Genomic DNA, 12,269 nt, shown 5'->3' with positions numbered 1-12,269 from the left:
TTGCATTTGCATTTAAATTACCCTACCCATTTCTGCATCATATGCATGTCACCTTGGGGAGGGATTGCGATGGCAGCGGGAAATGTTCTGGCGCAACTTGGCGCGATGATCGCCTCTGGCGGGATCGAAGTGGTGGACTGCTCGGGCAGCCTTGGTCCCGACACGCCGCTTCTGAAACTGCCGCCGGATTTTGCGAAGGACACCCCTCCGATCAAGATCCACCGGATCAGCGAATACGACAAGGACGGGCCGTTCTGGGCCTGGAACTGGCTGGAGCTGGGCGAGCATTCCGGCACCCATTTCGACGCGCCGCATCACTGGATCACCGGCAAGGACTATGCCGACGGCTATACTGACACGCTCCCGGTCCAACGCCTCGTCGCGCCGGTCAACGTACTGGATTTCAGCAAGGAATGCGCGGCGGACCCCGATTTCCTGCTGACCATCGACCATGTGAAGGCCTGGGAGGCGAGGCATGGCGCCATCGGCAAGGGCGAATGGGTCGTGCTGCGGTCGGACTGGGACCGCTTTGCCGATGACGAGGCGAAGTTCCTGAACGCCAACGAAACCGGCCCGCACACCCCCGGCCCGACGGCAGAGGTGGTGCAATACCTGATCGACAAGGGCATCGTCGGCTGGGGCAGCCAGTGCATCGGCACTGACGCCGGCCAGGCGGGCGGCATGAAGCCGCCCTTCCCGGCGCACAACCTCTTGCACAAGAACAACTGCTACGGCCTCGCCTCGCTGGCCAATCTGTCGAAACTGCCGCCGAAGGGCGCGATCCTGATCGCGGCACCGCTGAAGATCCAGAACGGCACCGGCTCGCCCATTCGCGCGCTGGCACTCGTCGCCAGAGGCTGACCAATGGACGGCGCGGCCCCGCGCGGTCTGGCCGAGATCGGCCTGACCAACTTCGCGCCCTATCTGATGAACCGGATCATGGGCCGCTACAACGCGGGGTTTCGCGAGGAACTGGCCGGGCTTGGCCTGACCACTCCGAAGGCCCGCGCCCTTGCCGTGCTGTCCGTGGTCGACGCGCCCCTCGTGGGGGAACTCGCCGTCTATACCGTGACCGAACAATCCACCCTGTCGCGCGCGCTTGACCAGTTGCAGGCCGAAGGTCTGATCCGTCGCGAGACCGATGCCAGCGATAGCCGCGCCGTCCGTGTCGTCATCACCGACACGGGCCGCGCCGTCTTCGCGAACCTCTGGCCGCCCATGCACGCAGCGCAGGAGCGGATGTTTCGGGGCGTCCCTGCCGCCGAGCGTCAGGCCTTCGTCGCCACCTTGCAGAAGATGCTGCTCAACATCCGCAAGCACGAGATCTGAGCCATGGCCGAACGCAGCTTCAAGGCACAAGTCGAGGACCTCACGCTGGGCGAAGGGGAAACCTTCACCGGCGAAGGCATCCTTGCCATCACCAAGGCGCTTCTCGAATCCGGCGTGGGCTATGTCGGCGGCTATCAGGGCGCGCCGATCTCTCATCTGATGGACGTCCTCGCCGATGCCGAGGAGTTGCTCACCGACCTCGGTGTCCGCTACGAGGCCAATGCCAACGAGGCCGCCGCCGCCGCCATGCTGGCTGCCTCTGTCCACTACCCGATCCGCGGCGCCGTCACCTTCAAGGGCCCGGTCGGCGTCAACGTCGCCTCGGACGCGCTGGCGAACCTCTCCTCCTCCGGCGTGACCGGCGGCGCGCTGGTCATCGTGGGCGAGGATTACGGCGAGGGGTCCAGCATCATGCAGGAACGCACCCACCCCTTTGCGATGAAGGCGCAGATGTGGCTCTTGGACCCGCGGCCGAACCTGCCCTCGATCGTCAAGGCGGTGTCGGACGGGTTCGACCTCAGCGAGGCCTCGAATACCCCGGTCATGCTGATGGTCCGCATCCGGTCCTGTCATGTCACCGGCAGCTTCACCGCGCGGGACAACCAGCGCCCGAAGCTGACGGTGAAGGACGCATTGTCCAACCCCCGCAGCGATTTCAACCGCGTCGTCCTGCCGCCGATGTCCTACGCCCATGAACAGGACAAGGTGAAGAACCGCTGGCCCGCCGCGGAGAAGTTCATTCGCGACCATGCGATGAACGAATTCTTTGGCCCCAAGGACGCGCCCCTCGGCATCGTCGTGCAGGGCGGCATGTACAACGGGTTGATCCGTGCCCTGCAACGGCTGGGCCTTGCCGACATCTACGGCGCGACGGAGGTGCCGATCTATGTGCTGAACGTCGCCTACCCGCTGATTTCCTCCGAGTTTCTCGACTTCTGCCAGGGCAAGGACAACATCCTGGTGGTCGAGGAAGGCCAGCCGGAATTCATCGAGACCCAGCTCGGCAGCTTCCTCTACCGCGCCGGAAGCCAGGTGAAACTGCACGGCAAGGGCCTGTTCCCGATGGCCGGAGAATACACCGGCGCCGTGATGCTGGACGCGGTGGAGGGCTTCCTGAAACAGGCCTCGCCCGGACTGCTCTCCGCCCAGGTCCGCGCGCCGAACACCGACCGCCCGGCCATCCCCGACCTGACCAAGACCGTCCCGATCCGCCCGCCCGGCTTCTGCACCGGCTGCCCGGAGCGCCCGATCTTCGCCGCGATGAAGCTGGTGGAGAAGGAGCTTGGCAAGCACCAGATCGCCGCCGACATCGGCTGCCACCTCTTCGCCAGCCTGCCCCCGTTCGAGATCGGTGGTGCGACGATGGGCTATGGCCTCGGCCCCGCTGCCAACGGCGCCTTTGACGGCGGGGGCGAGAAGCGCCCGGTGGCGATCATCGGCGACGGCGGGTTCTGGCACAACGGCCTGTCCTCCAGCTTCACCAACATGGCCTTCAACAGGTCCGACGGCGTGGCGATCATCGTCGACAACTACTACTCCGCCGCGACCGGGGGGCAGGACGTCATGTCCTCCCGCGCCGACAATGCGTCGAAGGCGACCAAGAACCCGATCTCCAAGGCGCTGAAGGGCATCGGCATCGACTGGGTGCGCCAGATCGACCGCACCTATGACGTGGCGAAGATGCGCGACACGATCCGCGAGGCGCTGACCACGCCGGTGAAAGGCCCCAAGGTCATCGTCGCCTCGTCTGAGTGCATGTTGAACAAGCAGCGCCGCGAGAAGCCGCTGACCCAGAAGGCCATCAAGGAAGGCCGCCGGGTCGAGGCCCCCCGCTTCGGCGTGGACGAATCCATCTGCACCGGCGACCATGCCTGCATCCGCCTGTCCGGCTGCCCGTCCCTGTCGCTGAAACGCCTGGACGACCCCCTGCGCGACGACCCCGTCGCCAGCATCGACCAGTCCTGCGTCGGCTGCGGCAACTGTGGCGAGGTCGCCGATGCCGCGATCCTCTGCCCCTCGTTCTACCGTGCCGATGTGGTCCACAACCCAACCCGGTGGGAACGCAGCTTCGCCCGCTTCCGCAGCGGCATCATCGCCGCGCTGCAACGCCGCCGCGAGGCCCGCCGCCTTACGTTTGGGGTTGGCAAATGACCGTCCATCCCGGCCTCGACCCCCGCCCCGTCGACCCCGCAACCCAGGGAATCATCAAACTCGCCCTCCTTGCCGTCGGCGGGCAGGGCGGCGGCGTGCTGACCGGCTGGATCGAGGATCTCGCCCGCGCCAACGGCTACGCCGCGCAGGCCACCAGCGTCGCCGGGGTCGCGCAGCGCACCGGGGCGACCGTCTACTATGTCGAGATGGCCCCTGCCGCGAAAGGCACCCCTGTCTTCTCGCTGATGCCCTCGGCCGGTGACGTGGACATCATGATCACCGCCGAGTTGATGGAGGCCGGACGCTCCATCATCCGCGGCTTCGTCACCCCCGACCGCACCACGCTGATCACCTCCACCCACCGCTCGCTCGCCGTCAGCGAAAAGACCGTCCCCGGCGACGGCATCGCCGATGGGGCCGAGGTGCTGGCCGCCGCCGAGGTCGCCGCCCGCCGCCTCATCGCCGCCGATTTCGACGCGCTGGCCATCGCGCAGGGTTCCGTCATCTCCGCCAGCCTGTTCGGCGCGCTGGCCGCCGCCGAAGTGCTGCCCTTCCCGCGCGAGGCCTTTGAGGCCGCCATCGCCCAGGGCGGCAAGGGGGTCGAGCCCTCGCTGAAAGCCTTCGCTGCGGGATACGAGGCCGCCCGGACCGGCGCGGCCCAGCTCGTGCCCTCCAAATCCGTCGCATCCGGCGATGCCCCGAAGGGTCCCGCCCGCCTGCTCGCCGAATGGGCAACGCTGACCGCCCGTGTCGACCGATTGCCTGCGCCAGTTGCCGAGCTGGCGCGCCCCGGCCTGCGCAAGGTGGTCGACTTCCAGGACATTGCCTATGGCCGTGCCTATCTCGATCGTCTCGACCAGGTCCTCACGCAGGACCGCGCCCCCTTCGCCCTGACCCGCGAAGCGGCGAAACACCTCGCCAACGCGATGGCCTATGACGACATCATCCGCGTTGCGAACGAGAAGACCCGCGCCACCCGGATGAGCCGCATCGCCGGGGAGATGGGGGCGCAGGACAAGCACCTCCTCCACGTCACCGAATTCCTCCACCCCAGGGCCGAGGAACTGGTCTCCCTTCTCCCCGCCCGGATGGGTGCGCGCTGGGCGGCGAACCCGCGCCGGATGGCGCTGGTCGACCGGCTGTTCAACAAGGGCCGCCGCCTGCGCACCGACAGCCTTCGCGGCTTCCTGATGCTGCATGTGCTTGGCGGGTTGAAAGGCTGGCGGCTCAAATCCCTGCGCCACGCAACCGAGACGGCCCACCGTGAGGCTTGGCTCGCCACCGCCCTTGCCTACCTTCCGCAGAACTACGACCTCGCGGTGGAGGTCATCCGCTGCCGCCGACTGGTCAAGGGCTACTCCGACACTCACGCCCGCGGCCTGTCCAAGTTCGACCGCGTCCTCGCCGCCATCGCCCTGGTCAAGGACCGCGATGATGCCGCCCTCTGGGCCGCAAGGCTGCGCGAGGCCGCGCTGAGGGATGAGGAAGGCAAGGCACTGGACGGCGCCATCGCGACGATCCGCAGTTTCCTGTAACCACCGGGATCAGCCGTCTGCGCGCGGGATGCCCGCCAGCAGGCCTTGCAGAAACGCCGACACCGTTGCTTCGGTGAAGGGCGACACCAGGATTGCCGGGCCGCCCGCCCCCTCATCGGCGCTCAGAAAGCCATGGGGAATGCCGTCCGCTGCCAGCGCGCGGCCAAGCGCCGTTCCGGCAAATTCCGCCGGTTCACGATGCAGTATGACCGCCGTCGGGCGTGTCTTCGCCAATGCCGCCAGCAGGTCCTCGTTGCGATGGAATACCCTGACGACCGCTACCCGATCATGAGCCCTGATCGCGTCAGCAAGGTCCTGCACCACGATCTGCTGCGGCCCGATCACATAGTATTCCGACACCCAGGCGCTCCTTGCGCAATTGACCGAGACGTCGAGCAATGGAACAGTATCAGGATCGGCGCATTAACCTGTGATAAGTTGGCAAGGAAACCCGCATGTCGGTTGTGACGGATTGCCTGGACTGTCCCCTGCGCCGCAAGCCGCTTTTCGTGCCGCTGTCGAAGGAGGAGATTGCCTTCATGCGGCGCTTCAAGTCCGGCGAGATCGACGTGCCGCAGGGCCAGGATGTCATGTCGCAGGGCCAGAAGTCGCCGGTCCTGCAAACCGTGCTTTCCGGCATGGCGGTGCGTTCGCTTCTGCTGGAAGACGGGCGGCGGCAGGTCATCAACTTTGTTTTCCCCGGCGACCTTGTCGGCCTGCATTCCGGCCTGATGGGCGAGGCGCGGCACAGCATCACCGCCGTCACCGACATGACGCTGTGCACCTTTCCGCGCGGCCGGATCTGGAACCTTTTCGTCAAGCAGCCCGAACGTGCCTATGACGTGACCTGGATGGCCGCCGTCGAACAGCATTTCCTGGGCGAGACCATCGCCACCCTGGGCCAGCGCGACGCCACCGAACGGGTGGCCTGGGCCCTGGTGCGCATCTGGCGGCGTCTGGTCGCGCTGGGCATGGAGCGTCATGGCGCGGTGCCCTTCCCGTTCCGCCAGCAGGACCTTGCCGATGCGCTCGGCCTCTCCATCGTCCACACCAACCGCCGGATCGTCGCCCTGCGGCAGGCGAAGCTGGCCGAAATCTCCGCGCGGCGCCTGGTGATGCACGATCACGCCGGGCTTTCCCTGCTGGCACATCTCGATATGGACAGGGATGATGTGCGACCCATCCTGTAATCGCCGGTCTCGCCGCAGGGTGCCGTCTTGCGGGCACTGATCAGCCGGCATCTTCCGAAGTTCGTCTTCCTGCTGGCGATCCTGCCCGGGATGGCGATGACCTTCGCCATCCATTCCCTCGGCGAGCGCCGCCTCACCGCCGAATTCGCACGCGTGGCCGATCTGGCGGTCGATCGTGTCGTCACCCGTTTGCAGCAGCATGTCGTCGTGCTGCGTGCGGCCCGCGGATTGCTGTCGGCCGCGCGCGACGGCATCGCCCGCGACGAATTCGTGCGCTTTCTCTCTTCGGTCGATATCGTCGACGAACTGTCCGGCGTGCAGGGCATCGGTTTTGCCCGGATGCTTGCCACCGAGGACGCGGACAGGGCGATCCACGAGATTCGCAAGCACTACGGAATCGAGGTGGCGATCCGGCCTGCCACGCACGAAACCTGGCGGACGCCGATCGTGCTTCTCGAACCCGCCAACGCGCGCAACACGGCGGCGCTGGGCTTCGACATGTATGCCGACCCGACCCGCCGTTCCGCGATGGACCACGCCATCGCCAGCGGCGAGGCGCAGATGAGCGGCCCGGTCGAACTGGTGCAGGAAATCACCAGCGACAAGCAGACCGGCTTTCTGGTCTATCTCCCGTTCCTGGCCGTCGGCCAGCCGGAAGGCACCCGCAGGACCCCGCTGACCGGTTTCGTCTATGCACCGTTCCGGGGCGACGACCTGATCCGGGCCGCTCTGGCGGTCGGCCCGCCACTGCCCGTCTCGCTGCGCATCATCGACACCGGCGCGGTGGACCTGCCGCTGTTCGACGGCGTTCCGCCTGGCCAGACCGGGCTGATGCAGACCAGTCGCAGCGTCCAGATCTTCGGGCGACAATGGCGGTTCGATCTTGTGGGCGACGAGACGCAGATCGGCGAGGTCCGCTATCTGAACACCGTGCTTCTGGGCCTGACCTTCCTCATGTTTGCGGCGGCTGCCGCCTACGCGGTTGCCGCCCGCCAGAACGAGGCGATGCAGGCGCGTGCCGTCGCGGCGGCGGTGGCGCGTGAATCGGAATATCGTGCACTGCTGCTGCAAGAGATGAAGCACCGGATCAAGAACCACATCGCCCGCATCCAGTCCATCGCCCGGCAAAGCGCCCGGGGCGCCACCGACGTGAAAGCCTTCACCACGGCCTTCGACGCGCGGCTCCAGGCCATGGCCGCCGTGCAGGAGGTCCTTGCCGGAACGGCGGTGGCCGAGGCCGAGCTGCGCGCCGTCCTGGTCGCGGAACTCCGGCAAAGCCTGGATGCCGGGGAAGTCGCGCATCTGGTCGACGGCCCGGCTGTCCGGCTGGATGAACGCCAGGCGCATGCCTTTGCCATGGTGGCGCATGAGCTTGTCACCAATGCGATGAAATACGGGGGCCTGTCGGCGAACGGGTCCGGGCTGAAGATTTCCTGGACCGTCCGGCCCGCGACCGGCACCCAGCCGCCGAGCCTCGATCTGGACTGGGTCGAACAGGCGAAGGTCGCAGCTGCAACGGAGGCGGCGGGCTTTGGCTCTCGCCTGATCGAGGCCAGCTTGCGCGGCGAGTTGTCCGGCACCATCGAGAAGGTGTTTCGCCCCGACGGGCTCAGCATCCGCATCTCGTTTCCGCTGAACGCCGCCCTGAATCCGGCAAGGCGCCGCTGACAAGGAACGGCCCGCGCCGATCCTTCGGCGCGGACCCCGGCGTGCTTTCGGGTGTGGGTCCCGAACCCGGTCGACCTCACATCTGGTATTCAGGCAGGGCTTCCAGTTCCTGCTTGGTCATGTTGACCCACAGGCGAACCGCGCCACCTTCACCCTGCGCCACGGTCAAGCGGTCCATCGGGATGGCCACGCGCTTGGCGCCGATACCCAGGAAGCCGCCCACGTCCAGCACCACGTCGGTGACCTGGCCCTCGGTGGTCAGCACCAGATCCTGAACCTCGGCGATCGAGGCATCGGTGCTGTCGCGCACATCCGCCCCGGTCAGCAACTCGGCGGTCAGCGCGGTCTGGTCGACGGCGGCATAGCCTTCGGGCAGCGTCATCGCGCCGTCGGCCGACATGCCATCCGTTGCGGCGGGGGTGTCCGTGGTGGCGGTGGCGGCCGGGTCGGCCATCGCAGCATCGGTTGCCGCGGGATCAGCCGCCGCCGGGTCGGTGCTCGCAGCTGCATCGGTTGCCATGCCGGGGATCACGTATTCGGGCGCGCCTTCCAGCGTTGCGCGGTCGGTCTGCAGGACCAGGAACCAGTCGTCGGCATCGGTTGCGTCATCCTGGACGACCCTCAGCGCCGCCATGTCCACCGCGACCTGCCGTTCACCCATCCCCAGGAAGCCGCCGATGTCGACCAGCACGGCATCCACCGTGCCGTCTCGCCCAAGGATGATGTCGTTCACTTCGCCGATATCGTTCCAACCCTGCTGGACCCCGTTGTAGGCGTCGGCATCGACTTCGGCCTCGCTCACATAGATGCGCGCGCCGATCACGTCCGTGGCCGATATCGAAGGCCCCATCGGTTCGGTCTGGAACGGGGAAGCGGCGTCCTGTGCCAGTGCAGGCAGCGCAAGGCAGGCCACCAAGGCGGTGGTAAGATGGATGGGTTTCACGAGACTCTCCTGTATTGCCATTCGGGATGGTGCGACATCGGGTCGACATCGCCTGTGGTCGGACAACAGGGCGCCGGGTGAATTGTTCCAGCCGCCGGTCCGCTCAGACCATCTCGTCGGGAACCAGCGGGAAGGCCCGGCCGAAATCTTCCGCCGACCGCAGGTTGTAGGGCAGAAGGAACCCGCGCCGCCTGTCCGGCGGCAGCCGCGCATTCCGCGCCGCCAGCCCCCACCAGGCCTGCATCGCCCGGCTTGGATCGAAGAAATCCGCCCCCGCGCCATCGGGCAGCCAATGCGCCATCAGCCGCCGCCGCAACGCCGCCACGTCCTGCGGGGCGGTCATCACCACCCCCGCCTCGGTATCCCAGCGCAGCGACCGGCCGTTCAGGTTGGCCGACGAGACGATGGCCGCCCGGTCGTCGAAGATGCTGACCTTGGCATGGATATAGACCAGCGGCGCGCCCTTCAGCTGCGCCCGCCCCCTGGCCCGCGTCCGCCTCGGCTGCGCCGCTCCGCCGACGAAAAGCCGCCGCCCGAACCCCCGGCGCAGGATGCGCAGGCATTTCGCCTGGAGGAACTCGCCCAACCGCGCGTCCAGCCCCGTCGCGCCTTCGAAGGCCACGTCGTCCGGTGCCGCGGGCAGGATCAGGATCATCTTCAGTCCCGGCCTTTCCCGCGCCGCCTTGGCCAGCCGCCGTGCCATCCGGCGGCTGCGGAAATACTGCGTCTCGATGTAGATCAGACCCTCGGCTTGGGCGATCCACTCTGCATGTGCGGCCTCGATCTCATGCACCACTGGTTCGGGAGAGATGAACCGCCAGGCCCCGCGCCTCCGCCGCCGCGACAGGGTGCGGACGAAGCGCAGCCCTTCCCGCGCGGGCGCGGGGGGATCGGCTTCGGTGCTTCCCTCGATGATCCCCAGAAACCGCGCCAGATGCGTCCGGGCGTCCCCGGCAACCGCCCCCCGGATCATCAGCTGCACGTCGTGCCAGGTCTCATGCCCCGGCAGCCGGTGCTCCGGCGTGTCGTAGAAGCGTTCGTCCAGGTCCAGGCCACCGATATAGACCGTCTCCCCGTCGAAGACCGCGAGCTTCTGGTGATGCGTCGCCGGAAACAGCGGCGGCACTGCAAGAAGGCGCGGCCGGGGCACTGCATCCTTCGCCGCCAGCATCCGCCGGACCCCCGGCATCTCGCGCAGCGCCGCCATCCGCTGTGCATCCAGCTGGCGCCGCAGCCAGCCCGAGACCCGCGCCAGTCGCGACTGCACCACTGGCCAAAACAAGAGCCGCGGCCAGATCCCCGCCACCGCCGAATGGGTCGAGGGCACCACCGCCAGCCGCGCCTCCGGCCCGGCCAGTTCCGCCGCCGCCCAGAACATCCGCACCGTCCGCCAGGTCGCGCGGTGCAGCCGGGGTCGCGCCACCGGATCGAAGTCGGACAGAACGATGCGGATCGAGATCCCCCGGCGCAGGGTGTGGATCAAAAGGTCGAACCAGCTCTGCCCGATGGCCAAGGCCTCAGGCGACCGCAGCCGGGTCTTCAGGTCGAACACCCGGAATCCCGCCACGATCTCGGCCCGCGCCGACAGGAAGGCCCGCTCCAGCGCCGGATAGGCTTCGGCTGCCGTGACCAGCACCTCGACCTCTGGCGCATCGGGGACAGGCTTCAGCGCAGCCTGTGCCATGGGCTGCCCCCCGGCGCGTCAGGCCTTCAGCGTTTCGGTGGACGAGAAGAACATGGCCTGGCTCACCGCCGAACGCACCTGCTCCTCGGTATAGGGCTTGTTGATCAGGAAGGCCGGTTCCGGCCGGTCGCCGGTCAAGAGCCGCTCGGGGAAGGCGGTGATGAAGATCACCGGGATCGCGCCGAACTGCGCCAGGATCTCGTTCACCGCCTCGACGCCCGAGGAATTGTCGGCCAGCTGGATATCGGCCAGGATCAGGTCCGGCTGTTCCGCCGCGGCCATGTCCACCGCCTCGGCATGGGTGCGCGCGTTCGACGTAACCCGGTGCCCCATGCCCTCGACGATCGCCGCAATGTCCATCGCGATGATCGCCTCGTCCTCGATCACCAGGACCGAGCCGCGGACCGACAACTCCATCTCCTGCACCGCCACGTCGATCAGATGCTGCGCCTCATTCACATCGACGCCCATGATCGCCGCCACCTCGGCAGGATCGAACCCCTCGACCGTGTTCAAGAGCAGCGCCTCGCGCGAGTTCAGCGTGAGCCCGGCCATATGGGCCTGCGCGGCGCCGGACATCCTGTCGTCCGCCTCGGCCACCGGGGCCCCCGAGGTCGACCAGATCGAGTGGAACACCGCGAAGAGGGCAACCTTGGGGTTCGCATGGATGCGCAGGACCGACGGATCGGCGACGATCGCCTCTAGCGCCGCCACCGCATACTGGTCCCCGCTGGTCTGGTTGCCGGTCAAGGCACGGGCATAACGACGAAGATAGGGAAGATAACGCGCAACCAGCGCCGAATCGTCGACCGCTTCCTGAGCGAGCATATTTATCCTCTCGTTGAACCTGTTGTTTCGGAACCAAACGCCTCCTGCGGCGTTCGGTTCCCGATGCGGAAGAAAAATCTTCGCGAACGGAAAATTTGCAGGAACCATGCGTTGACAAACGAGTTTACGGGCAATGCCGGTGGGAACGGAAAGACCATGAAGAGTGACAGCAAGGACAACGAAAGCGCGCCGAAGCGGCAGGCCATACGCGAGCAGATCGACGAAAACCTCAAGCGTGTCTATTCCGACGCTTTGAATGAGGAGCTTCCGGATCGATTCCGTGACCTGCTTGCCCAGCTCAGGGACAAGGACAAGCCAGGAACGGGCCGCACGGAATGACCGCCTCGGCCCCCGCCTATCCCGATCCGCGTGACCGGCTTGCCGGGGCGATCCCGAAGCTGCGAGCCTTCGCGATCAGCCTGGCGCGTGACGTTTCCCGGGCCGACGACCTGGTGCAGGATACCATTCTCAAGGCCTGGTCCAACATCGACAGGTTCGATCCCGCCACCAATCTCGACGCCTGGCTCTTCACCATCCTGCGCAATACCTTCTACTCCTCGCTGCGCAAGACGCGCCGCGAGGTGCAGGACAGCGAGGGCATCCACGCGGCGACGCTCTCGGTGAAGCCAGCGCATGACGGTCGCCTGGCGCTTCAGGAATTCCAGAAGGCCTTCGACGCGCTCAGCCCCGAGCATCGCGAGGTCCTGATCCTGGTCGGCGCTTCGGGCTTTTCCTGCGAAGAGGCGGCCGGCATGATGGGGGTCGCGATCGGCACCGTCAAAAGCCGCGCCAGCCGCGCCCGCAAGCGTCTGGCCGAGCTTTTGCACCTTGAAGACGGAGAGGACATGTTCTCGGGAACGGATGGCGCAACGCAGGCGGTCGTGCTTCGGTCGGCCACAGGCGGGTTTTGATCGGCAGGCTAAGGTCCCGTCTGTCGGCCA

The 12,269-nt window shown here is 66.9% G+C and carries 12 protein-coding genes; 8 read left to right on the top strand and 4 right to left on the bottom strand.

Annotated features, from left to right (window positions below):
- The first annotated feature begins 69 nt into the window (after positions 1–69).
- Genes JNJ68_RS03730 through JNJ68_RS03715 form a run of 4 tightly spaced genes read left to right on the top strand, consistent with a single transcriptional unit; the run spans position 70 to position 5,015 of the window.
- Positions 70–861 (top strand): cyclase family protein, encoded by a 792-nt coding sequence (locus JNJ68_RS03730; RefSeq protein WP_294979107.1) that lies wholly within the window; start codon positions 70–72, stop codon positions 859–861.
- A gap of 3 nt (positions 862–864) precedes the next feature.
- Positions 865–1,329 (top strand): MarR family winged helix-turn-helix transcriptional regulator, encoded by a 465-nt coding sequence (locus JNJ68_RS03725; protein WP_294979106.1) that lies wholly within the window; start codon positions 865–867, stop codon positions 1,327–1,329.
- A 3-nt stretch (positions 1,330–1,332) separates the two neighbouring features.
- On the top strand, positions 1,333–3,480 hold the full coding sequence (locus JNJ68_RS03720) for an indolepyruvate ferredoxin oxidoreductase subunit alpha (RefSeq protein WP_294979103.1): 2,148 nt from the start codon (positions 1,333–1,335) through the stop codon (positions 3,478–3,480).
- Positions 3,477–5,015: an indolepyruvate oxidoreductase subunit beta family protein gene (locus JNJ68_RS03715; RefSeq protein WP_294979100.1), complete on the top strand. Its 1,539-nt coding sequence runs from the start codon at positions 3,477–3,479 to the stop codon at positions 5,013–5,015. The genes JNJ68_RS03720 and JNJ68_RS03715 overlap by 4 nt, the downstream gene beginning before the upstream one ends.
- 9 nt (positions 5,016–5,024) lie before the next feature.
- On the opposite strand, the gene JNJ68_RS03710 is transcribed toward JNJ68_RS03715, so the two are convergent.
- Positions 5,025–5,414, bottom strand: coding sequence for a hypothetical protein (locus JNJ68_RS03710; RefSeq protein WP_294979098.1), 390 nt, complete (start codon positions 5,412–5,414; stop codon positions 5,025–5,027).
- A 56-nt stretch (positions 5,415–5,470) separates the two neighbouring features.
- Between JNJ68_RS03710 and JNJ68_RS03705 the strand changes: the two genes are divergently transcribed.
- Positions 5,471–6,205, top strand: a complete 735-nt coding sequence (locus JNJ68_RS03705) for a Crp/Fnr family transcriptional regulator (RefSeq protein ID WP_294979096.1) — start codon at positions 5,471–5,473, stop codon at positions 6,203–6,205.
- Between the two features lie 27 nt (positions 6,206–6,232).
- Positions 6,233–7,873, top strand: coding sequence for a CHASE domain-containing protein (locus JNJ68_RS03700; protein WP_294979093.1), 1,641 nt, complete (start codon positions 6,233–6,235; stop codon positions 7,871–7,873).
- 76 nt (positions 7,874–7,949) lie between these two features.
- On the opposite strand, the gene JNJ68_RS03695 is transcribed toward JNJ68_RS03700, so the two are convergent.
- The 3 genes from JNJ68_RS03695 to JNJ68_RS03685 all read right to left on the bottom strand — a co-directional run bounded on the left by JNJ68_RS03695 (position 7,950) and on the right by JNJ68_RS03685 (position 11,328).
- Positions 7,950–8,816 (bottom strand): PRC-barrel domain-containing protein, encoded by an 867-nt coding sequence (locus JNJ68_RS03695; protein ID WP_294979091.1) that lies wholly within the window; start codon positions 8,814–8,816, stop codon positions 7,950–7,952.
- 103 nt (positions 8,817–8,919) lie between these two features.
- Positions 8,920–10,500, bottom strand: coding sequence for a phospholipase D-like domain-containing protein (locus JNJ68_RS03690; protein WP_294979089.1), 1,581 nt, complete (start codon positions 10,498–10,500; stop codon positions 8,920–8,922).
- Between the two features lie 18 nt (positions 10,501–10,518).
- Positions 10,519–11,328 carry a response regulator gene (locus tag JNJ68_RS03685; protein WP_294979086.1) on the bottom strand — a complete coding sequence of 270 codons (810 nt, stop codon included), beginning with the start codon at positions 11,326–11,328 and terminating at the stop codon, positions 10,519–10,521.
- Between the two features lie 63 nt (positions 11,329–11,391).
- Between JNJ68_RS03685 and JNJ68_RS03680 the strand changes: the two genes are divergently transcribed.
- Together JNJ68_RS03680 and JNJ68_RS03675 are read left to right on the top strand one after the other, a co-directional pair.
- Positions 11,392–11,667: a NepR family anti-sigma factor gene (locus JNJ68_RS03680; RefSeq protein ID WP_363165326.1), complete on the top strand. Its 276-nt coding sequence runs from the start codon at positions 11,392–11,394 to the stop codon at positions 11,665–11,667.
- Complete coding sequence (locus tag JNJ68_RS03675) at positions 11,664–12,239, top strand: RNA polymerase sigma factor (RefSeq protein ID WP_294979084.1); 576 nt, start codon at positions 11,664–11,666, stop codon at positions 12,237–12,239. Before JNJ68_RS03680 ends, JNJ68_RS03675 begins: the two co-directional genes overlap by 4 nt.
- Positions 12,240–12,269 lie beyond the last annotated feature (30 nt).

Source organism: Tabrizicola sp. (assembly GCF_016793705.1).
Classification (GTDB): Bacteria; Pseudomonadota; Alphaproteobacteria; order Rhodobacterales; family Rhodobacteraceae; genus Tabrizicola.
This window is presented reverse-complemented; position numbering and strand designations above follow the sequence as displayed.